The sequence below is a fragment of the Stutzerimonas chloritidismutans genome, from assembly GCF_038562055.1.
In the GTDB taxonomy this organism is placed as follows: Bacteria; Pseudomonadota; Gammaproteobacteria; order Pseudomonadales; family Pseudomonadaceae; genus Stutzerimonas; species Stutzerimonas chloritidismutans_A.
Map to the genome: position 1 here is coordinate 149737 of NZ_JBCFXD010000011.1, position 19383 is coordinate 169119.

Annotated in this window: 18 protein-coding genes and 1 pseudogene; 11 read left to right on the plus strand and 8 right to left on the minus strand. The window is 58.0% G+C overall.

Translation table 11 applies throughout. The features are described 5' to 3' along the window. Nucleotides 1–94: 94 nt before the first annotated feature. The 5 genes from trpE to trpC all read left to right on the plus strand — a co-directional run bounded on the left by trpE (nucleotide 95) and on the right by trpC (nucleotide 6663). Nucleotides 95–1573, plus strand: coding sequence for an anthranilate synthase component I (gene trpE / locus AAGW23_RS16885; RefSeq protein ID WP_342407498.1), 1479 nt, complete (start codon nucleotides 95–97; stop codon nucleotides 1571–1573). A gap of 143 nt (nucleotides 1574–1716) precedes the next feature. Then, entirely contained in the window at nucleotides 1717–3882 is a 2166-nt protein-coding gene (locus tag AAGW23_RS16890; RefSeq protein ID WP_342407499.1) for a putative bifunctional diguanylate cyclase/phosphodiesterase, read from the plus strand. A gap of 308 nt (nucleotides 3883–4190) precedes the next feature. Further along, the gene (locus tag AAGW23_RS16895) at nucleotides 4191–4784 is read left to right on the plus strand and encodes an aminodeoxychorismate/anthranilate synthase component II (protein WP_342407500.1); all 594 of its coding nucleotides are present in this window, start codon (nucleotides 4191–4193) and stop codon (nucleotides 4782–4784) included. Then, nucleotides 4784–5830, plus strand: a complete 1047-nt coding sequence (trpD, locus tag AAGW23_RS16900) for an anthranilate phosphoribosyltransferase (RefSeq protein ID WP_342407501.1) — start codon at nucleotides 4784–4786, stop codon at nucleotides 5828–5830. Before AAGW23_RS16895 ends, trpD begins: the two co-directional genes overlap by 1 nt. Continuing rightward, nucleotides 5827–6663, plus strand: coding sequence for an indole-3-glycerol phosphate synthase TrpC (gene trpC / locus AAGW23_RS16905; protein WP_342407502.1), 837 nt, complete (start codon nucleotides 5827–5829; stop codon nucleotides 6661–6663). The genes trpD and trpC overlap by 4 nt, the downstream gene beginning before the upstream one ends. A gap of 60 nt (nucleotides 6664–6723) precedes the next feature. Here trpC and crp read toward each other — a convergent pair whose 3' ends face one another. Beyond that, nucleotides 6724–7368 (minus strand): cAMP-activated global transcriptional regulator CRP, encoded by a 645-nt coding sequence (crp, locus tag AAGW23_RS16910; RefSeq protein ID WP_045430655.1) that lies wholly within the window; start codon nucleotides 7366–7368, stop codon nucleotides 6724–6726. Nucleotides 7369–7586: 218 nt separating this feature from the next. Between crp and AAGW23_RS16915 the strand changes: the two genes are divergently transcribed. Together AAGW23_RS16915 and AAGW23_RS16920 are read left to right on the plus strand one after the other, a co-directional pair. Further along, complete coding sequence (locus AAGW23_RS16915) at nucleotides 7587–8009, plus strand: OsmC family protein (RefSeq protein ID WP_342407503.1); 423 nt, start codon at nucleotides 7587–7589, stop codon at nucleotides 8007–8009. A 128-nt stretch (nucleotides 8010–8137) separates the two neighbouring features. Next, a pseudogene (locus AAGW23_RS16920) lies at nucleotides 8138–8435 on the plus strand (adenosylmethionine decarboxylase); the annotation flags it as partial. A 143-nt stretch (nucleotides 8436–8578) separates the two neighbouring features. Here AAGW23_RS16920 and coq7 read toward each other — a convergent pair. Then, nucleotides 8579–9226, minus strand: a complete 648-nt coding sequence (gene coq7, locus AAGW23_RS16925) for a 2-polyprenyl-3-methyl-6-methoxy-1,4-benzoquinone monooxygenase (RefSeq protein WP_342407504.1) — start codon at nucleotides 9224–9226, stop codon at nucleotides 8579–8581. A 63-nt stretch (nucleotides 9227–9289) separates the two neighbouring features. Continuing rightward, a complete protein-coding gene (locus AAGW23_RS16930) occupies nucleotides 9290–9631 on the minus strand; it encodes a histidine triad nucleotide-binding protein (protein ID WP_342407517.1) in 342 nt (113 codons plus the stop codon). Between the two features lie 78 nt (nucleotides 9632–9709). Here AAGW23_RS16930 and AAGW23_RS16935 point away from each other — a divergent pair, with 78 nt between their 5' ends. Beyond that, nucleotides 9710–11185 (plus strand): AAA family ATPase, encoded by a 1476-nt coding sequence (locus tag AAGW23_RS16935; RefSeq protein WP_342407505.1) that lies wholly within the window; start codon nucleotides 9710–9712, stop codon nucleotides 11183–11185. 26 nt (nucleotides 11186–11211) lie between these two features. On the opposite strand, the gene AAGW23_RS16940 is transcribed toward AAGW23_RS16935, so the two are convergent. The 3 genes from AAGW23_RS16940 to hemJ all read right to left on the minus strand — a co-directional run bounded on the left by AAGW23_RS16940 (nucleotide 11212) and on the right by hemJ (nucleotide 13664). Beyond that, complete coding sequence (locus AAGW23_RS16940) at nucleotides 11212–12135, minus strand: DUF805 domain-containing protein (protein ID WP_342407506.1); 924 nt, start codon at nucleotides 12133–12135, stop codon at nucleotides 11212–11214. Nucleotides 12136–12242: 107 nt separating this feature from the next. Beyond that, nucleotides 12243–13217, minus strand: a complete 975-nt coding sequence (locus AAGW23_RS16945; protein WP_342407507.1) for a nitronate monooxygenase family protein — start codon at nucleotides 13215–13217, stop codon at nucleotides 12243–12245. 21 nt (nucleotides 13218–13238) lie between these two features. Continuing rightward, nucleotides 13239–13664, minus strand: a complete 426-nt coding sequence (gene hemJ, locus AAGW23_RS16950) for a protoporphyrinogen oxidase HemJ (RefSeq protein ID WP_342407508.1) — start codon at nucleotides 13662–13664, stop codon at nucleotides 13239–13241. Nucleotides 13665–13797: 133 nt separating this feature from the next. Here hemJ and argC point away from each other — a divergent pair, with 133 nt between their 5' ends. Both argC and erpA read left to right on the plus strand, forming a co-directional pair. Next, the gene (argC, locus tag AAGW23_RS16955; protein WP_342407509.1) at nucleotides 13798–14832 is read left to right on the plus strand and encodes an N-acetyl-gamma-glutamyl-phosphate reductase; all 1035 of its coding nucleotides are present in this window, start codon (nucleotides 13798–13800) and stop codon (nucleotides 14830–14832) included. Between the two features lie 137 nt (nucleotides 14833–14969). Beyond that, entirely contained in the window at nucleotides 14970–15320 is a 351-nt protein-coding gene (erpA, locus tag AAGW23_RS16960; RefSeq protein WP_045430630.1) for an iron-sulfur cluster insertion protein ErpA, read from the plus strand. A gap of 95 nt (nucleotides 15321–15415) precedes the next feature. Here erpA and AAGW23_RS16965 read toward each other — a convergent pair whose 3' ends face one another. Both AAGW23_RS16965 and AAGW23_RS16970 read right to left on the minus strand, forming a co-directional pair. Next, entirely contained in the window at nucleotides 15416–16507 is a 1092-nt protein-coding gene (locus AAGW23_RS16965; protein ID WP_342407510.1) for an anhydro-N-acetylmuramic acid kinase, read from the minus strand. Then, entirely contained in the window at nucleotides 16508–17905 is a 1398-nt protein-coding gene (locus tag AAGW23_RS16970) for a peptidoglycan DD-metalloendopeptidase family protein (RefSeq protein ID WP_342407511.1), read from the minus strand. A gap of 183 nt (nucleotides 17906–18088) precedes the next feature. Between AAGW23_RS16970 and tyrS the strand changes: the two genes are divergently transcribed. Next, nucleotides 18089–19288 (plus strand): tyrosine--tRNA ligase, encoded by a 1200-nt coding sequence (gene tyrS, locus AAGW23_RS16975; RefSeq protein WP_342407512.1) that lies wholly within the window; start codon nucleotides 18089–18091, stop codon nucleotides 19286–19288. Nucleotides 19289–19383: the final 95 nt, after the last annotated feature.

The window sequence follows — 19383 nt, forward strand, 5'->3', positions numbered from 1 at the left end:
TTGGCGCTGGCGCGCCTGACATTTTCTGCCGGCTCTGCCCGGTACGTTTGCACAACTCGACCGTATGTAGCTCCCCTCCGACCACGAGGCTGACATGACCCGCGAAGAATTCCAGCGTTTGGCCGCCGAAGGCCATAACCGCATCCCTCTGTCGTTCGAAACCCTCGCCGACTTCGACACACCGCTCACGCTTTATCTCAAGCTCGCCGATGCGCCTAACTCCTACCTGCTCGAGTCCGTCCAGGGCGGGGAGAAGTGGGGGCGTTATTCGATCATTGGCCTGCCCTGCAGCACGGTGTTGCGCGTGCAGGATTATCGCATCAGCGTGACCACCGACGACGTCGAAACCGAGGCTTGTGAGGTCGACGATCCGTTGGCGTTCGTCGAAACGTTCCAGCAGCGCTACCGCGTGGCGCCAGTGGATGGACTGCCGCGCTTCAACGGCGGTCTGGTGGGCTATTTCGGTTATGACAGCGTGCGCTATGTCGAACGCAAGCTTGCGAGCTGCCCCAACCCCGATCCCCTGGGTACTCCGGATATCCTGCTGATGGTGTCCGACGCCGTGGTGGTCTTCGACAACCTGGCCGGCAAGCTGCATTGCATCGTGCTGGTCGACCCGGCACAGCCGGACGCCTACGAGTCGGGGCAGGCGAAACTGCAGGCGCTTCGAGAAAAGCTGCGCCAGTCGATCACGCCGCGCCTGGGCCTGGATTTCGAAAAGAGCAACGGTAACGAGCCGACTTTCCGCTCCAGCTTCAGCCGCAAGGACTACGAGCAGGCCGTCTACCGAATCAAGGACTACATCCTGGCCGGCGACTGCATGCAGGTGGTGATCTCCCAGCGCATGTCGATTCCCTTCAAGGCTGCGCCGATCGACCTGTACCGCGCGTTGCGTTGCTTCAACCCGACGCCCTACATGTACTTCTTCAACTTCGGCGATTTCCATGTGGTGGGTTCGTCGCCTGAAGTGCTGGTGCGGGTCGAGGAAGGTCTGGTCACGGTCCGCCCCATCGCCGGCACGCGTCCACGCGGTGCCAACGAAGAAGCTGATCTGGCGTTGGAGCAGGACCTGCTCAGCGATGCCAAGGAGCTTGCCGAACACCTGATGCTGATCGACCTGGGCCGCAACGACGTCGGTCGTGTCGCCGAGACCGGCACGGTGCGGTTGACCGAGAAGATGGTCATCGAGCGCTATTCGAATGTCATGCACATCGTTTCCAACGTCACCGGCCAGCTCAAGGCGCCATTGACGGCGATGGATGCGCTGCGCGCGATCCTGCCGGCCGGCACGCTCTCAGGTGCACCGAAGATTCGCGCCATGGAAATCATCGACGAACTCGAGCCGGTCAAGCGCGGCGTTTATGGCGGCGCGGTCGGCTATCTGGCCTGGAATGGCAACATGGATACGGCCATCGCGATCCGTACCGCGGTGATCAAGGACGGCGAGCTGCACGTGCAGGCCGGCGCTGGCATCGTGGCCGATTCGCAGCCCGCGCTTGAATGGGAAGAAACGCTGAACAAACGCCGCGCGATGTTCCGTGCGGTGGCCTTGGCGGAGCACAGCAGCGACTAGTTTCGGCGCGGCTCATGGGCCTGCTCGGCGACTGCGACTAAAGTCCTTATTGGTCGTATGGTAATGGCTATTGGCTATACCTATAGTCGTGGAAGCTGAGCAGGAACGCTCGGCGTTCCAACCCCAGCCCAGACGAGCCAGCCATGCCGTTACTGCCGAGCCCCCGCCCATCGTCCGTTCGCCAGTCCTGGCCGTCGGCCTCGCCGTTGGTGACTGCTCTCGCGGCGCTGCTGGTGCTGGTCTGGTTGTTATCGAGCCTGGCGGATCTCAATGGCAGCCAAGTATGGTTTCCGTTACCGCTGCACATCACTGTCGAAACCTTTTCGATTGTCGTGGCGGGATTGGTGTTTGCGGTGGCTTGGCACAGCCAGCAGCCAGTGCCTCTTTCGAACCCGCTGCTCGCTTGCGCGTTTTTGGCCATCGCGCTGCTGGATCTGGCTCATATGCTGTCCTACCGGGGTATGCCCGTATGGGTGACGCCTGCCTCGGCGGAAAAAGCGATCGCCTTCTGGCTGGTTTCCCGCGTCTTGTTGGCTTTCACGCTGCTCGCTGTGGCGTTCCGTTTTTGCCACCGAAGCATCGCACTGCCGCGGGTCATGTTGCTTTCAGCATCCCTCGGACTGGTTGTTCTGGTGGTTTATCTGCAGCTGTTTCAGCCGCAGCTGTGGCCTCGGACCTTTATCGACGGGGAGGGGCTGACCCGCTTCAAAGTGCAGATGGAGTGGCTGATCATCAGCCTCTTCGCACTGGCGGCATGGGTGTTCTGGCGGGCTCGAGAGGTTGGAGGCCGTGACTATTTCGAGGGCATGCTGGCTGCGACACTGGTCTCGATTCTTGCCGAGTTGTGCTTCACCGCCTACGCCAATGTGAATAGCTTCTACAGTTTGCTCGGGCATCTGTACAAGATCATCTCCTACGGCTTCATCTATCAGGTGGTGTTCGTGTCGAGTGTGCGTGCGCCATATGCGCGGTTGGCACTCGAAATGGGCGAGCGGATTGCTGCGCAACAGCGCGCTGACTACATGGCCCACTTCGACAGCCTGACGGGGCTGCCCAATCTGACCCAGCTGGAAGAGCGGACACGTCAGGCAATGGCCAGCGCTTTAAAGCTCAAGGGTGCAGTCGCGATGCTGTACCTGGATCTCGATCATTTCAAGATGGTCAATGACTCGTTCGGGCGCGCTTTCGGTGATCAGCTGCTCTGCACAACCTCGGTAAGAATGCAGCAGGCTTTGCCCGATAGCGCCATGCTGGCACGGGCCGGAGGTGATGAGTTTGTCGTGTTGCTGGCCGATCTGGAGAATGCCGAGGGTGCATCCGCAGTGATCCAGCGTGTACTCGATGAGTTAGCCGGCCCCTTCATGATCGAGCGCCAACAAATAGTGGTGTCGATCTCGATCGGCGTCGCGGTTGGCCCGAGCGATGGCATGGACTTTCCCTGCCTCCTGCGCAACGCTGAAATGGCGATGTACAAGGCCAAGGAAGCCGGGCGCCGAACCTGGTGCTATTACAACGCTGCGCTGGATACCGAGATGCGGGGGCGGTTGTACCTCATCAACGGCCTGCGGCTTGCTTTGGAGCGAGAGGAGTTTTTTCTGGAGTATCAGCTGCAGCTGGATCTTGCCATCGGCAGAGTAGTAGGCGCGGAAGCCCTGTTGCGCTGGCAGCATCCTCAGTGGGGACTGGTCGCGCCCGGGCAGTTCATTCCCGCAGCCGAGCAGAGCGGTCTGATCGTGGATATTGGCGAATGGATAATCCTCGAGGCGTGCCGACAGGCCAAACGCTGGCAGGCTGAGGGGGTGGGCATCCCGCGTGTTGCAGTGAACGTCGCTGCGATACAGCTGCACCAGGGGTCGCTGGAACAGACTGTCGCTGCCGCCTTGGCGCAGACCGGTCTGCCAGCTTCGGCGCTGGAGCTTGAGCTCACCGAGTCCAGCCTCGTCGACAACACTGAGCAGGTGATGATTGCGCTGGCCGGTCTGAAAGCCCTCGGCGTCACGTTGTCCATCGATGATTTCGGCACCGGGTACTCCTGTCTGGCGTATCTTCGGCGATTGTCGGTGGATACGTTAAAGATTGATCGCTCCTTTGTAAGCGATCTGCCTAATGAAGACGGCCATGCCATCGTCGCCGCGATCATCCATATGGCCGAGTCGCTCGGTTTGAGCACGCTGGCAGAGGGGGTCGAAGACGAGGCCACTGCTGCGGAGCTGCGTCGACTTGGATGTCGGCAGGCGCAGGGTTTTTTCTACGCTCGACCGGTTCCAGCCTCCGCGTTACCTGCCGCTATAGGGTCGCTGCCAGTCTAGGCGTCAGCCTTGCCTGTAGCGGGCAAGCGATGCTCTGGTATAGTCCGGTTGAAACCGTGGCCTGGCATGGGCTACTTTGCGTCGTCAGCTCTGCGAGACCTTTTCCGTGAAATTCAGCAGCACCCTCCTGATGCGTCTATTCAAGGCACATGCCCGCTGGCGTTGGCGCGCCTGATCCTCGTAGCTGGCTCCGTGCCGGAATACCCCGTTCACACCTGTACTACTGATCGTTCTGCCGAGGCGCCTTTGCGCCGGTTCGGGCCGTAATGGCAGGTGGTGGATCAGCCTCAAGCCCTAGGGTGATGCAAATGCTGCTAATGCTGGATAACTACGATTCCTTTACCTACAACGTCGTGCAATACCTCGGCGAACTCGGCGCGGACGTCAAAGTGGTGCGCAACGATGAGTTGAGCGTCTCCGAAATCGAAGCGCTGAACCCGGAGCGGATTGTCGTATCGCCCGGCCCTTGTACGCCGAACGAGGCGGGCGTCTCGCTGGAACTGATTCGTCATTTCGCCGGCAGACTGCCTATCCTCGGCGTCTGTCTCGGCCACCAGAGCATTGGGCAGGCATTTGGAGGTGAGGTCGTGCGGGCGCGTCAGGTCATGCATGGCAAGACAAGTCCGGTGGTCCACGAGAATGCCGGCGTGTTTGCCGGGCTGAACAACCCGTTAACGGTGACGCGTTACCACTCGTTGGTAGTCAAGCGTGAAACGCTCCCCGACTGTCTGGAAATCACTGCCTGGACCCAGCTGGAAGACGGCAGCGTCGACGAGATCATGGGCTTGCGGCACAAGACACTTAACGTTGAAGGCGTGCAGTTTCACCCTGAGTCAATCCTCACCGAGCAGGGGCACGAACTGTTCGCCAATTTTCTGAAACAGACCGGAGGCGTGCGCTGATGGATATCAAGGAAGCCCTCAACCGCATCGTCGGCCAGCTGGACTTGAGCACCGATGAGATGAAGGCGGTGATGCGCCAGATCATGACTGGCCAGTGCACCGATGCGCAGATTGGCGCGTTCCTAATGGGCATGCGCATGAAGAGCGAAACCATCGATGAGATCGTCGGCGCGGTGCAGGTGATGCGCGAGCTTGCCGAGCCGGTGCATTTCGATACCCATCGATTGGTGGACACCTGCGGTACCGGTGGCGATGGGATGAACATTTTCAATGTCTCAACTGCTGCAGCCTTCGTGGTCGCCGCCGCAGGGGGCAAGGTCGCCAAGCACGGCAATCGCGCAGTGTCGGGCAAGAGTGGCAGTGCCGATCTGCTCGAGGCGGCCGGGGTTTATCTGGACCTAACACCCGCACAGGTTGCGCGCAGTGTCGATGCCGTGGGCGTCGGCTTCATGTTCGCGCCAGCGCATCACGGCGCCATGAAATTTGCTGCCGGTCCACGTCGTGAGTTGGGCTTGCGCACGCTGTTCAACATCCTCGGCCCGATGTCCAACCCCGCCGGTGTCAAGCATCAGGTGCTCGGGGTGTTCAGCAAGGAACTCTGCCGGCCTATGGCCGAAGTGCTGTCGCGCCTGGGAAGTCAGCATGTGCTGGTGGTGCATGCACAAGACGGGCTCGACGAGATCAGCCTGGCGGCGCCGACCTATGTCGCCGAATTGAACAAGGGTGAAATCAGTGAGTACCGTATCCAACCGGAAGATTTCGGGATCAAGAGCCAGAGCCTGATCGGCCTGAACGTTGAGGATGCGCAGGGATCGCTGGCGCTGATTCGCGACGCGCTGGGACGGCGCAAGACGGAAAACGGGCAAAAGGCGGCCGACATGATCGTCCTTAATGCCGGTGCTGCGCTTTATGCAGCCGACATCGCCAGCAGCCTGAAACAGGGCGTGGAGATCGCCCATGATGCGTTGCATACCGGCTTGGCGCGGGACAAGTTCGAGGAGCTGGTGTCCTTCACTGTGGTGTTCAAGCAGGAGACTTCCCAATGAGTAACGTGCCGACTGTTCTGGAAAAGATCATCAGGCGCAAGCGCGAGGAAGTCAGCGAGCGCCGCGGTCGGGTCGGTTTGGCTGAACTCGAAACAATGGCGGCCGCAGCGGACCCGGTCCGGGGTTTTGCCCGCCGGTTGCAGGAGCAGGCGCGTAACAAGCAACCGGCTGTGATTGCGGAAATTAAGAAAGCCTCACCAAGCAAAGGAGTGCTGCGGGAGGATTTTGTCCCGGCGGACATCGCCAGAAGCTATGAGGCAGGAGGCGCCACCTGCCTCTCGGTATTGACCGACATCGACTTCTTCCAGGGCGCCGACGATTACCTGAAACAAGCGCGCTCAGCCTGCAAACTACCGGTCATTCGCAAGGATTTCATGGTCGATCCCTACCAGATCATCGAAGCCAGAGCCTTAGGCGCTGACTGCGTTCTGTTGATCGTCGCCGCTCTGGAGGATGGTCAGATGGCCGAGCTTGCCGATGTGGCAAAGGCTCAGAATCTCGACGTATTGGTAGAGGTCCACGATGGAGCAGAGCTGGAGCGCGCGCTGCGCCTCGATACGCCTCTGCTCGGCATCAACAACCGCAACCTTCACACCTTTGAGCTCAGCCTGGAAACGACTCTTGACTTGCTGCCGCGCATCCCTCGCGACCGTCTGGCTGTGACCGAGAGCGGCATACTTCATCGTGCCGACGTGGAGTTGATGGAAATCAACCAGGTGTATGCGTTTCTGGTGGGAGAAGCTTTCATGCGAGCTGAGCAGCCGGGGCTCGAACTGCAGCGATTGTTCTTTCCGGGACGTAGCCGCCCCCAATCAGCTGCCGATCCGGAGTGATCCGCTGCCATTGAAAAAGCCGGCAAGTTGCCGGCTTTTTCAATGGTGCTGAGCTGAGTTTCAGCGCGTACCAAACACCACCATGGTCTTTCCCTTCACGTGCACCAGTCCCTGTGACTCAAGGCTCTTGAGCACGCGACCGACCATTTCCCTCGAGCAGCCGACGATGCGGCCGATTTCCTGGCGGGTGATCTTGATCTGCATGCCGTCCGGATGGGTCATAGCATCGGGTTGCTTGCACAGGTCAAGCAATGTGCGGGCGACGCGGCCGGTCACATCGAGAAACGCCAGATCACCCACCTTGCGTGTAGTGTTGCGCAAGCGTTCGGCCATCTGGCTGCCAAGTGCATAAAGAATATCGGGGTCTTGCTGGGTCAATTCACGGAACTTGGCATAGCTCAGTTCTGCAACTTCGCATTCAGTCTTGGCGCGAACCCATGCGCTGCGTTCCTTTTCCGATCCTTCCTTCTCGAACAGTCCCATCTCTCCGAAGAAGTCCCCGGAGTTCAAGTAGGCAATGATCATCTCGCGACCATCGTCATCCTCGATCAGGATGGTGACCGAACCTTTAACGATGAAGAAAAGCGTTTCGCTACGATCACCGGCATAGATGATGGTGCTTTTGGCGGTGTAGCGCCGACGATGGCAATGCGCGAGGAGTTTGTCGATGTTCTTGATCTTGGGCGTGAGTGTAATAGCGACCATGCTGTAGTCCCGGAAGATGTGTCCAATTAGAAGGCAGTTCTTATTATGTATGACTAAGTTCTGTTATCAGGCAAAGCGAGCTTAACAGACCGGTCCGGGTCGACAACAAAACTGCGACACGAATATCAACTTTTGGGCATTCATTTCGTCGGTTTATCGCCACCGGCGTCCGCAGGTCGTCATGCTAAGCTTCGCTCCTTTTCAAGCGGAGTCTATCGATGAAAGCGCGCATTCAGTGGGCTGGCGAGGCAATGTTTCTTGGCGAGTCTGGCAGTGGACATGTCGTGGTCATGGACGGCCCGCCCGAGAATGGTGGGCGGAATCTGGGCGTGCGGCCAATGGAGATGCTGTTGCTGGGGCTCGGCGGCTGTAGCAACTTCGATGTGGTGAGTATTCTCAAAAAGTCGCGTCAGGCGGTGGAAAGTTGCGAGGCCTTTCTTGAGGCGGAGCGTGCCGATCAGGATCCGAAGGTGTTTACGAAGATCCATCTGCGCTTCGTCGTCAAGGGGCGTGGGCTGAAGGAGACACAAGTTAAACGCGCGGTCGAACTGTCTGCGGAGAAATACTGTTCTGCTTCCATCATGCTTGGCCGCGCGGGTGTTCAGATCAGCCACGACTATGAAATCGTCGAGCTGGGCTGAACTGCCAATAAGCCTGGCCAGATTTGATTAATGCTTTCAGAGCTGGAGCGCGGGCCGTCGATTTGGAAGGCGCCCCGCTTCGACAAGGCGTTCTGCTAGATTGCGCAGCCGCGGTCGAGATTGCAAAGAGCTCCTTTAGCGTGGATATCAATTCCACTTGCGCGTTATCTCACCGTTCAGGGCTCTCAGCTATCTGATCCACCAGTGCCTCGAATATCGTCACTGTCGATTATCGAGTTTGCATTTCAGGCAGAAAGCACTTCATTGACCACAGATAAACCCTATACAGCACTACCTCTCCGAAGATACCCGATCGGTCTATCACATGACCGATGTGTATCAGCAGAACTTCTTTAACACCAAGATGCTTTGTAAGGATTCGGACTGGAGAACTATCTCTTCGATGACACTTCTCGAAAGCTTTCCTAGGAGCAACGCGGGCAGGTGGAGGATTGTCATGCGCCATGAGCTGCCAGAAAACCTTCTATGTCTGCAATATGCCGGGCTATGGGGGACGAGGGTAGAAACCAGAAGGGCGCCTCTTAGGCGCCCTTCTTCGTTATGCCGGGTCAGATCCGGTAAGTGGTCTTGGTCATCACTTTGGCCATCAGACTCATGCCGAACTTCACCGGCGCCGGAAAGCGCAAGCCGCCCGCATCGAGGGCCGCAGTGGAATGCTGCGCTTCATCCGTGCGCATCTGTTCGAGAATTGCCCGCGACTTCTCATCCTCTTGTGGAATCTGCTCGAGATGCTCATCCAGATGCTTGCAGACCTGATCTTCCGTGGCGGCGACGAAACCCAGGCTGATGCGGTCGCTGATCAAGCCCGCCGACGCACCGATGCCGAACGACAATCCGTAGAAAAGCGGATTGAGAACGCTGGTGTGGCTGCCCAGCTGGTGTATGCGCTGTTCGCACCAGGCCAGATGATCAATCTCTTCGTCTGCTGCACGCTCCATTGCCTCGCGCACCCTCGACAGTCGAGCGGTTAGCGCCTGTCCCTGGTAGAGCGCCTGCGCACAGACCTCGCCGGTGTGATTGATGCGCATCAGGCCGGCCACGTGACGCGCCTCGCTATCGCTCAGCTCAGCCTCGTTCTTCAACACGGCGGGCGTCGGTCGCTGAGGTTGACCGCTAAACGGAAGCAGCGTCCTTAAAGCGGCATCGGCCTGCAGCAGCAGGCGGTCGGCAGGAGAGTATTGGCGTTGGTTGGGCATGTCGCCTCCAGGTGATTCGGAGCAGGCGTGAGTAGTCGTTACTGCAGTTTGGTAGCCGATGTTTCAACCAGGAGGCCAATGCATCTGGCGCTGACCGAGCACATGCATATGGATGTGATGTACCGTCTGACCACCAAGGTCGTTGCAGTTCATGACAACCCGAAAGCCTTCCTGGCAGCCCTGCTCTTCGGCCAGACGCTGCGCGGTAAAAAGGATATGGCCAGCGAGAAGCTTGTCGTCATCCTCACTTAGGTCATGCAGGGTTGCGATGTGTTTCTTTGGGATCACCAGAAAATGCACAGGCGCTTGGGGCGCGATGTCATTGAAGGCGATAACCTGTTCGTCTTCATAGATCTTCTGCGCGGGGAGGGTCCCGGCGACGATCTTGCAAAATAGACAATCCACGGCGTTTCTCCAGAACTGAAACAAAAGGCAGTGTAACAGGCGATTTTCGGACTGGTTAGCTGGCATGGAGCATAGCGAATGAAGAATGATATCCACGATCTGGCTCTCGTTCTCGAGTCAAGGTTGCGCTTGGTGCTGATCGAATCATGGGACGAGCGTCGAGTGCTCGAGACACTGAGTGGATTAGCTGTGAACCGGGGGATGACCCTTCATGTGTGGTCTGTAACGGAAGGACTCCGACATCTCGCGTTCGGCGGCGAGGCGCTGGATGCTGGCGAAAGCTGCTCGGCTGAGGTCGCATTGAGGCGCGTCAAACACGATCCGCTGGGAGGGCTGTGCGTCTTCTGCGACTTGCATCCGTTTCTTGATGAGCCGCGTCTGGTCCGCCTGTTGAAGGAAATCGCAATGGGCGAAAGCGCCACCGCACCCACGCTGGTGCTGGTGTCGCATGCCCTCAAGTTGCCCCCTGAGGTCCAGCGTTATGCGGCTCGCTTCAGTCTCACCCTGCCCACCGAAGAAGAGCTGGTGAGTATTGTGCGTAATGAGGCGACTGTTTGGAGCGAGCGTAATCGAGGCGCCCGGGTGCGGACCGACAATCGCACCCTGCAGCAGGTCGTGAAGAACCTGCGTGGGCTCAGTCATGCAGAAGCGCGCAGCTTGGCGCACAGCCTGATCTGCGATGATGGCGCGATCACACAGGAAGATCTTCCAGAGCTCAACCGTAAGAAGTTCGAACTGCTGGACATGCAAGGCGTGTTGGGCTTCGAGTACGAGACCGAGCGTTTTGCCGAGGTTGGCGGGCTTCAGAATTTCAAACGCTGGCTGGGGCAGCGTCAGGCTGCCTTTCTTGCCGGCAGCCGCTCGGACATGCCGCGCGGGGTGATGCTTGTTGGCGTGCAGGGCGGTGGGAAAAGTATGGCGGCCAAGGCGGTCGCTGGGTTCTGGGGTTTGCCGCTGCTGCGCCTGGATTTTGCATGCTTGTACAACAAATTCTTTGGTGAAACCGAACGCAATTTGCGCGAGGCGCTAAAACTGGCCGAACAGATGGCGCCTTGCGTCCTATGGATGGACGAGTTGGAAAAGGGGCTTGCTACAGGGGAGATGGATGGAGGCGTCAGTCAGCGGGTCCTGGGCACCTTGCTTACCTGGATGGCTGAGCGTGAAGCGCCGGTGTTCATGGTTGCGACCTCCAACGCAGTGACTCGTCTTCCGCCAGAACTGTTACGTAAAGGGCGCTTCGACGAGATGTTCTTTGTCGACTTGCCCGATGTATCCACGAGGGCGGAAATTTTCGGAATTCACCTGGCACGGCGTGAGCTGAACGTCGAACAGTTCGATCTGGCAGCACTTGCGGTCGCTTGCGATGGCTTCTCAGGTGCCGAGATCGAACAGGTCGTGGTGTCGGCTGTCTACGCGGGTCAGGCCCGGTCCAGTGAGCCGAACCAAGACATGCTCTTGGATTGTATCCGGGCGACCGCTCCGCTTTCGGTGGTGATGGCCGAAAAGCTGGATGAGCTTCGTGGTTGGGCTTCGGGTCGAACAGTATTGGCCTGAATGGCCCGCGGTCCCATACCAGAGCGCTACTGATAAGTTGGCAGGATGATGGCGGTCAGGATGCCAATGATAGGTACAAGCAGCCATAGCGCCGCGAGAATTTTCACGGCGCTGCTGTTCGGCGGTTGCGGTGGCCCGAAGCGATTCGCCCCAGTGTTGCCTGGCATCAGCAGTACCACCAGCGGAAAGAACGTGCCGACGACCGGCACCAGATAGAGCAGCATGAACCAGCCGGACCAGCCCACATCATGCAAACGCTGCACGCCGATCTGTACGCTCACGAGTAGAAAACCGATGCCGAGCACGCCGGTGACAATCATGCCGAGCACTGCTGAGGCAGCGAACGTCATGCTGGCAATGAACAATAGGCCGAGCGCCGCAGCCATCAACGCCATGGACCAGGCTAGATAGCGCAGCCGGCCGATCCTGCCTTGTGTCGTGAAGACCTTTAGTGTGCTGTATTCGGCAGTTGGCTCGCCGACCTCGGCGCGCGGTGGTGCATAGGGATGGGCAATGCTCCGGCTCTGGAGCGACGTTTCGCCCAGCTGTGCTTGGCGTGCCAGATATTTCTCGATAACGATGCCACACCTGCAGCACTCGATGGCGGTTGGCTGGGTATGGCCGCATTTGGGGCACGCCATCTGCTCGGTCCGAACGGGTGTCTCGCTCGGATTTACGGTCGCGTAGTCAACGATGGTCAGCGCAATACCTTTCGTTGGTTCGGCTTCCTTGCGTGCCTGGACCCCAGCACGCTGCAGCGCTTGCAGGTATCGGTCGGCTTCCGGGGCGCTCAGTTCACGCTTGAGTGGGACCGAGCCATGACCGAACAGACGCTCGACTTTGCTAGCGTCGCATTTGAAAAGTTGAGTCAGGTTGTTCTTGGCCGTGTCGAGTGATACGCCCGGTAGGAGTTCACCGTCGAAGACGATTCGATATTGATCAGCGCTCATCCAGCGTCCCTGTTGCCGGTTTTTCGCGCAAGCCTAAAGCGCGGTAGGGCGGCCAACAAGTGTCGCCACATAGAGTTGCTCGAGGCTTGTAGCAACTGCGAGGTGTGTCACGGTTGGCGTAGCCAACGCTGGGACAGCTGCAACGCCTGATCGTGGGCCGCACGGTATTCTCGATCCAGCCGGGCAATCAATTCTTCGCTGCTCGGCAGGTCTCTTATTTCCCCTACGCCCTGGCCTGCCGACCAGACGGATTTCCAAGCCTTCGCCTCATCGCTGACGGGCTTGAGTTTTTCGCCGTAGTTCATTTCGCCTTTGTTTTTCAGCCGATCCTCATCGTAACCGGCTTGTTGCAGGCTTTGACGCAGGAAGCTGGCGGGCACACCTGATACCGCTGCGGTGTGAATGATGTCGGCAGCATGCGCCTGCAGCAGCATTTGCTTGTATTCATCCGAGGCCTGACTTTCCCGCGTCGCAATGAAGCGCGTTCCCATGTAGGCGAGGTCCGCACCGAGGAGCTGCGCGGCGAGTATCTCGTGACCATGGTTGAGGCAGCCGGAGAGCAGCAGCGTCTTGTCGAAGAATTGGCGGATCTCGGCCACCAAGGCAAACGGACTCCAGGTACCTGCGTGGCCGCCAGCGCCAGCGGCCACCGCTATCAAGCCGTCAACTCCTGCTTCAGCCGCTTTCTCCGCATGCCGTCGTGTGGTGACATCGTGAAACACCAGCCCACCATAGCTGTGCACGGCGTCCACCACCTCTTTAACGGCGCCAAGGCTGGTGATCACAATAGGCACACGCTGCTCGACGCATATTGCGAGATCAGCCTGAAGCCGGGGGTTGCTGTGATGCACGATCAGGTTGACGGCATACGGGGCGGGTTCGTCGGCCCCCTTCAGCTGCTGGTCTATCTCCTGCAGCCAATCACGGAATCCGCTGCTTTCTCGTTGATTCAGTGCAGGAAAACTGCCGACCACACCGCTGGTACAGCATGCGGCTACCAGCGCAGGGTTCGATACCAGGAACATGGGAGCGGCGACCAAAGGTAGACGCAGGCGCTCTTCGAGGATGGCTGGCAATGTCATGGCAGTTTCCTTGAGTCGGTTTCAAAAGGGTTTGATGACAACAAGAATGACGATAGCCAGGAGCAGCAGTACCGGAAACTCGTTGAACCAGCGGTAGAACACATGGCTGCGCGTATTTTCGTTGCGGGCGAATCGCTTGAGCTGAGCGCCACACATATGGTGATAGCCAATCAGTAACACAACCAATGCGAGCTTGGCGTGTAGCCAGCCACCGCTGAAGAGCGCAGGGTTGAGCGCAATCATGCCTATACCGAAGGTGAGCGTGGCGATCATTGAGGGAATCATGATGCCGCGATAGAGCTTGCGCTCCATGACCTGAAAGCGATCACGGCTGATCGCGTCCTCGCTCATGGCGTGATAGACGAACAATCTCGGCAGATAGAACAGCCCAGCGAACCAACAGACGATGGCAACGATGTGCAGGGCTTTCAGCCAGAGATAGAGCATTCGCAAATTCCTTCGGTTCAGAGTCGATCCGATAGTAGTGGTTTGAGGGCCGGCGCGTCATCTCGGTGGTTGGCCCTGAGCGCAGGCCCCTTTATCATCGACATTCTTATCGTTCCACTGCGAGAGGCAGCTCATGGTCAAGGTCGGAATCGTTGGCGGTACAGGCTACACCGGAGTTGAGTTGCTGCGCCTGTTGGCCCAGCACCCCCAGGCGGAAGTAGCCGTGATCACCTCCCGCTCCGAAAACGGGGTCAAGGTGTCGGATATGTATCCTAACCTTCGAGGTCACTATGACCAGCTGGCTTTCAGTGAGCCGGATACTGCAACACTCGGCGCCTGTGATGTGGTTTTCTTCGCCACCCCCCATGGTGTCGCACATGCGCTGGCAGCTGAGTTGCTGGAGGCGGGCACTCGCGTCATCGACCTGTCCGCGGATTTCCGCCTGCAGGATGCGGATGAATGGGCTAAGTGGTACGGCCAGCCACATGGAGCCCCAGCACTGCTACCCGAAGCGGTTTATGGTTTACCCGAGGTAAACCGTGAGCAGATCAAGGGGGCGCGGTTGATTGCTGTTCCTGGTTGTTACCCAACCGCAACCCAGCTGGGTTATCTGCCTTTGCTGGAACAGGGGCTGGCCGATACATCCCGGCTGATCGCCGATTGTAAGTCGGGCGTGAGCGGGGCCGGGCGCGCGGCTAAGGTTGGATCGTTGTTTACCGAAGCGGGCGAAAGCATGATGGCCTACGCGGTTAAAGGTCACCGTCATCTGCCAGAGATTAGCCAAGGGCTGCGACGTGCAGCCGGCGGTAACGTTAGCTTGACCTTCGTTCCCCATTTGACGCCCATGATTCGCGGCATCCATGCCACGCTGTACGCGACGGTCCTCGACACCTCCGTGGATCTGCAGGCGCTTTATGAAACTCGTTACGTGAGCGAGCCTTTCGTTGATGTGATGCCTGCCGGCAGCCATCCGGAGACCCGCAGTGTGCGGGGCGCCAACGTATGCCGTATTGCAGTCCACCGGCCACAAGGCGGGGATCTGGTGGTCGTGCTGTCAGTGATCGATAACCTTGTAAAGGGCGCGTCGGGCCAGGCGCTACAGAACATGAACATCGTCTTCGGTCTGGATGAAAGGCTTGGCTTAGGCAACGCAGCTTTGCTGCCTTGACCTGGCTGCCATGGATATCGGTTGGGGGTCGGGTATTGTATTTCCCAGTCGGCGACGAATAGTTGACCGATTTTCTAGGATAAGCCGATAATGCTCCGTCAAAGCAGTAATGTGTGTTCACGCGCCAGGAGAACCAAATGAGTGTCGAATCCTTCACGCCGACCGCGATCCAGTTCAGTCAGGGTGCCGCGAGCAAGGTGAAGAGTCTGGTCGATGAAGAGGGCAACCCGCGGCTGAAGCTGCGCGTATTCGTCACCGGCGGCGGCTGTTCTGGTTTTCAATATGGGTTTACTTTTGATGAGGAGCTCGCCGAAGACGACACCATCATCGAGCGTGAGGGTGTCAGCCTGGTGGTCGACCCGATGAGCTACCAGTACCTCGCCGGTGCTGAAGTGGACTATCAGGAAGGGTTGGAAGGTTCGCGCTTCATCATCAAGAACCCGAACGCTACGACAACGTGTGGCTGCGGTCAGTCGTTCTCGATTTAAGGTTCGTTCTAGCAAAAAGACACCGCGCCTTGGCACGGTGTTTTTGTTTGTGAGTCAGGACGGTAATGGGGCAGTAGGGCAGTCGGCGCCAACAGCTATGCAGGATAGATCGCGCCAAGGACACGAAAGCCGCGAGCGCCTGTTACGCTTGGCCGGTTGGCGGCAATACCCTCAATGCAGCAGTGCGCCAACCAGGCGAACGCCATAGCTTCTAGCCAATCAGGTTCGATCCCGTAATTTGCAGTGCTTGCCAGTTCGCATGCGGGCAGCAATGCTCGCAGGCGCTGCATCAGCGCAGTGTTGTGCGCACCGCCGCCGCAAACCAGCACTTCCTCTGTATCAGGCTGAGACTTCACGAGCGCTTCGCTGATGCTACGGGCCGTCAGCTCTAGTAGCGTAGCCTGGACATCTTCAGGCGCGAGGTCCGGAAAAGATGCGAGGTGGGCGTCCAGCCAGGACAGGTTGAATAGCTCTCGTCCGGTACTCTTGGGGCCGTGGGTAGAGAAGAAGTCGTCATTTAACAGTAGCGTCAGCAGCTGGTGATTGACCTTTCCGCTGATTGCCCAGTTGCCGTCGCGGTCATAGGGTTGTCCCTGGTGGCGATGAACCCAGGCATCGAGGAGCACGTTGCCCGGGCCGCAATCGAAGCCGCGTGTCGACATGCCTGAACGTAGCAAGCTGACGTTGCTGAAGCCGCCGATATTGAGCACCGCTCTGATCCGTTTCGCGTCGCTGAACATGGCTTCATGAAAGGCGGGCACCAGCGGTGCGCCTTGGCCACCGGCGGCAATGTCGCGTCGACGAAAATCTGTCACTACGCTGATGCTGGTTAATTCTGCGAGGAGAGAAGGGTGCCCGACCTGGATAGAGAAGCCGCGTTGCGGTTCATGCCGTACGGTCTGTCCGTGGCTGCCAATCGCGCGAATAGTTGAAGACGAGAGTTGCGTCTTGTCCAGTAACTTGTGTACCCCGACACTTGCGAGCTCGGCCCAGGCCTGCTCGGCAAGGGCAGACCGGGCTAATTCGTCTGATGCGGATGTGCAGAGATCGAGCAGATCCTGCTTGAGCCGTGCTGGCATCGGTTCGTAGTGCGTCTCAAGCAAGGTCGTCCCTTGACCCTGCTCAATCAGAGCGAAATCCAGACCATCCAAACTGGTGCCTGACATTACTCCGATGTAAAGCGGCATCTATTCGCTCTTCATTGCCAGCATGGTGGCCCGCTCATCGTCCATACGAGCCATCAGTGGGGTGCTGAGCTGTAGAAAGCGCTGTTTTTCGTTCTTCGCTATGGGGTCTGCCATCGGAAGTTTTAGGCCCAGTGGGTCGACATGCACGCCGTCAACCTGAAACTCATAATGCAGGTGCGGACCGGTCGACAGGCCGGTGGTACCGATATAGCCAATGATCTGCCCCTGTTTGACCGACGAACCGTTTCGTACACCCTTGGCGAATCCCTGCATATGAGCATAGAGGGTTCTGTAACGATTGCCGTGTTGGATAACCACTGTGTTGCCGTATCCGCCTTTGCGGCCAGCAAGAAGGACCTTGCCGTCACCTGCACTCTTGATTGGCGTGCCGCGGGCTGCGGCATAGTCTACGCCCTTGTGTGCGCGGATCTTGTTCAGGATGGGGTGCTTACGACCATTTGAAAAGCGTGAGCTGATACGTGCGAAGTCTACTGGGGTGCGAATGAACGCCTTACGCATGCTCTGGCCGTCTGCCGTGTAATAGCTGCTATTGCCCTGCTTGTTGGTGTAGCGAACAGCGGTATAGCTCTTGCCGCGATTGGTGAAGCGGGCCGCGAGAATGTTACCTGTTCCTACCCGGTCGCCGGCGACAGTCTTCTGCTCGTATATAACCTCAAATGAATCGCCTTTGCGTATGTCCATGGCGAAATCGATGTCGTATCCGAACACGTTGGCCAAATCCATCGTCAGGTTGTGAGTAAGGCCTGCGCGCTTCGCAGCAAGGAACAAGCTACTCTCTATACGACCGTAGGCGTAAGCGGTACTGACGTCCGGCTTGACCTGCTCCTTCTTGAACACATACTTAGTGCCTGACCGCTCCAGTTGCACGCTTTCCAGCTTGTTCAGCTGGCTGCGTAACCGGGCTAGGTTGCCCTGGTCGTCCAGCTCGAATTCGAGGCGCTGACCAACCTTCAGGCGAGCAAACTGTTTTGCCTCTTTGCTGCTGGCCAGGACGTCGTGAACGGCTGCTTGCGGCAGGCCAACCTTTGCAAACACCGTCGACAGCGTGTCCCCATTCGTCACGATAACTTCTTTTGACGAGGGCTCGGCTTCCGTAGGCGCTTCGGCTTCTTTCAGCTGCAATGACTGAAGTTCCGGTGCGAGAGCTGTTTCGGTCGGAGCGAAGGGGCGCTCAACCGAAAGGCTGACAAGAGGTTGTTCGCTCACGGCAGCAAGTTCAGCAGCGGTATCGAGGCGCAGATCAAGGAAGGTCTTCTTAGCTTCGACTTCGCGGGATGGAAATACAAGGAGTGCCAGGCTCAGAAGCGCAGCTACACCGCTTGCAGCCAAGAGGTGGCTTTTCGGGTAGAGAGGTGCTTTCGATTTTGAATAGGTCATTAGAAAGTCTGGAATATCTGGCGAAATTTTGTACAGAGAAAATATCTGCCTAAAATATAAGCAAAGTGGTGTCGAGGCAACCCTTGAATCCTTTGGGCGCGGCCTGGTTCGCGTTCGATAACGTTGAATTTTCCAGGCGTTCTTGTAAGGTTTACCGCCTTATCTTCTGGCGTGGGGCCTCCAATGAAGTCGGTTCAAGAGCAGTTGTCGGTGATCAAGCGGGGCGCTGACGAAGTGCTCGTCGAGGCGGAGCTGGTTAACAAGCTGGAGCGCGGTCTTCCGCTTCGAATCAAGGCCGGTTTCGATCCAACTGCGCCGGATCTCCATCTCGGTCATACCGTGCTTATAAATAAGCTGCGCCAGTTTCAGGATCTCGGACACCAGGTGGTCTTCCTTATAGGGGATTTCACCGGGATGATCGGCGACCCGAGCGGCAAGAGCGCAACGCGTCCGCCGCTGACGCGTGATCAGGTTCTAGAAAACGCGGAGACTTACAAAAGCCAAGTGTTCAAGATCCTTGATCCCGCCAAGACTGAGGTGGCCTTCAATTCCACTTGGATGGATCGTTTGACGCCGTCTGACTTTATTCGTCTGGCGTCGCAATACACCGTGGCTCGTATGTTGGAGCGTGATGACTTTAGCAAGCGTTACTCGACCAATCAGCCTATCGCGATCCACGAGTTTCTCTATCCATTGGTACAGGGTTACGACTCCGTAGCGTTGAGGGCGGATGTGGAGCTAGGTGGGACGGATCAGAAGTTCAACCTGCTGATGGGCCGCGAGTTGCAGCGCTCCTATGGGCAGGAGTCGCAGTGCATCGTCACCATGCCGCTTCTAGAGGGTTTGGATGGTGTGAAGAAGATGTCTAAATCGTTGGGGAACTATGTGGGGATTCAGGAAGCACCCGGCGTGATGTATAGCAAGCTGGTATCGATCCCGGATGCACTGATGTGGCGGTATTTCGAGCTGTTAAGTTTTCGGGAAATGGCAGAAATCGAAGAGTTCCGCACCGATGTGTCGCGTGGCGCGAATCCTCGTGACATCAAGATCAAGCTGGCGGAAGAGATTGTCGCGCGCTTTCATGGTGAGGAAGCCGCCGCGACGGCCCATCGTTCGGCCGGCAACAGGATGAAGGAGGGTGAGTTGCCCGAGGATATTCCTGAGATTCAGCTGTGCTCGGTAGAAGATATGCCAATAGCCTCGGTGTTGAATCGGGCAGGCCTGGTCAAGAATGCTGCCGTGGCCCGGGATTTGTTGGCTTCTGGTGGCGTGCGAGTTGATGGGCAAGTTGTTGATCGGGCTTTTGTCTTTCAGGTTGGTGCCGTTCACGTCTGCCAGGCAGGAAAAAAGGCATGCGGACGCGTGTCGCTTAAGTCCGAATAAAACGGTTGACTCGAGTTCCTGAGTGCCTATAATGCGCACCTTCTCCGGCGCAGGCCTTTGGCGAAACCTCTTGTAAATCAAGAAGTTAGCGAAAA

What these genes read in the sequence shown, in the direction of transcription:
- hemJ (WP_342407508.1), bottom strand. Translation starts at nt 13,664, where the DNA reads ATGCTCTATCTCTGGCTGAAAGCCCTGCACATCGTTGCCATCGTCTGT.
- trpC (WP_342407502.1), top strand. Translation starts at nt 5,827, where the DNA reads ATGAGTAACGTGCCGACTGTTCTGGAAAAGATCATCAGGCGCAAGCGC.
- AAGW23_RS16895 (WP_342407500.1), top strand. Translation starts at nt 4,191, where the DNA reads ATGCTGCTAATGCTGGATAACTACGATTCCTTTACCTACAACGTCGTG.
- AAGW23_RS16970 (WP_342407511.1), bottom strand. Translation starts at nt 17,905, where the DNA reads ATGACCTATTCAAAATCGAAAGCACCTCTCTACCCGAAAAGCCACCTC.
- trpE (WP_342407498.1), top strand. Translation starts at nt 95, where the DNA reads ATGACCCGCGAAGAATTCCAGCGTTTGGCCGCCGAAGGCCATAACCGC.
- AAGW23_RS16945 (WP_342407507.1), bottom strand. Translation starts at nt 13,217, where the DNA reads ATGACATTGCCAGCCATCCTCGAAGAGCGCCTGCGTCTACCTTTGGTC.
- trpD (WP_342407501.1), top strand. Translation starts at nt 4,784, where the DNA reads ATGGATATCAAGGAAGCCCTCAACCGCATCGTCGGCCAGCTGGACTTG.
- AAGW23_RS16965 (WP_342407510.1), bottom strand. Translation starts at nt 16,507, where the DNA reads ATGCCGCTTTACATCGGAGTAATGTCAGGCACCAGTTTGGATGGTCTG.
- AAGW23_RS16935 (WP_342407505.1), top strand. Translation starts at nt 9,710, where the DNA reads ATGAAGAATGATATCCACGATCTGGCTCTCGTTCTCGAGTCAAGGTTG.
- argC (WP_342407509.1), top strand. Translation starts at nt 13,798, where the DNA reads ATGGTCAAGGTCGGAATCGTTGGCGGTACAGGCTACACCGGAGTTGAG.
- AAGW23_RS16915 (WP_342407503.1), top strand. Translation starts at nt 7,587, where the DNA reads ATGAAAGCGCGCATTCAGTGGGCTGGCGAGGCAATGTTTCTTGGCGAG.
- tyrS (WP_342407512.1), top strand. Translation starts at nt 18,089, where the DNA reads ATGAAGTCGGTTCAAGAGCAGTTGTCGGTGATCAAGCGGGGCGCTGAC.
- coq7 (WP_342407504.1), bottom strand. Translation starts at nt 9,226, where the DNA reads ATGCCCAACCAACGCCAATACTCTCCTGCCGACCGCCTGCTGCTGCAG.
- AAGW23_RS16890 (WP_342407499.1), top strand. Translation starts at nt 1,717, where the DNA reads ATGCCGTTACTGCCGAGCCCCCGCCCATCGTCCGTTCGCCAGTCCTGG.
- erpA (WP_045430630.1), top strand. Translation starts at nt 14,970, where the DNA reads ATGAGTGTCGAATCCTTCACGCCGACCGCGATCCAGTTCAGTCAGGGT.
- AAGW23_RS16940 (WP_342407506.1), bottom strand. Translation starts at nt 12,135, where the DNA reads ATGAGCGCTGATCAATATCGAATCGTCTTCGACGGTGAACTCCTACCG.
- crp (WP_045430655.1), bottom strand. Translation starts at nt 7,368, where the DNA reads ATGGTCGCTATTACACTCACGCCCAAGATCAAGAACATCGACAAACTC.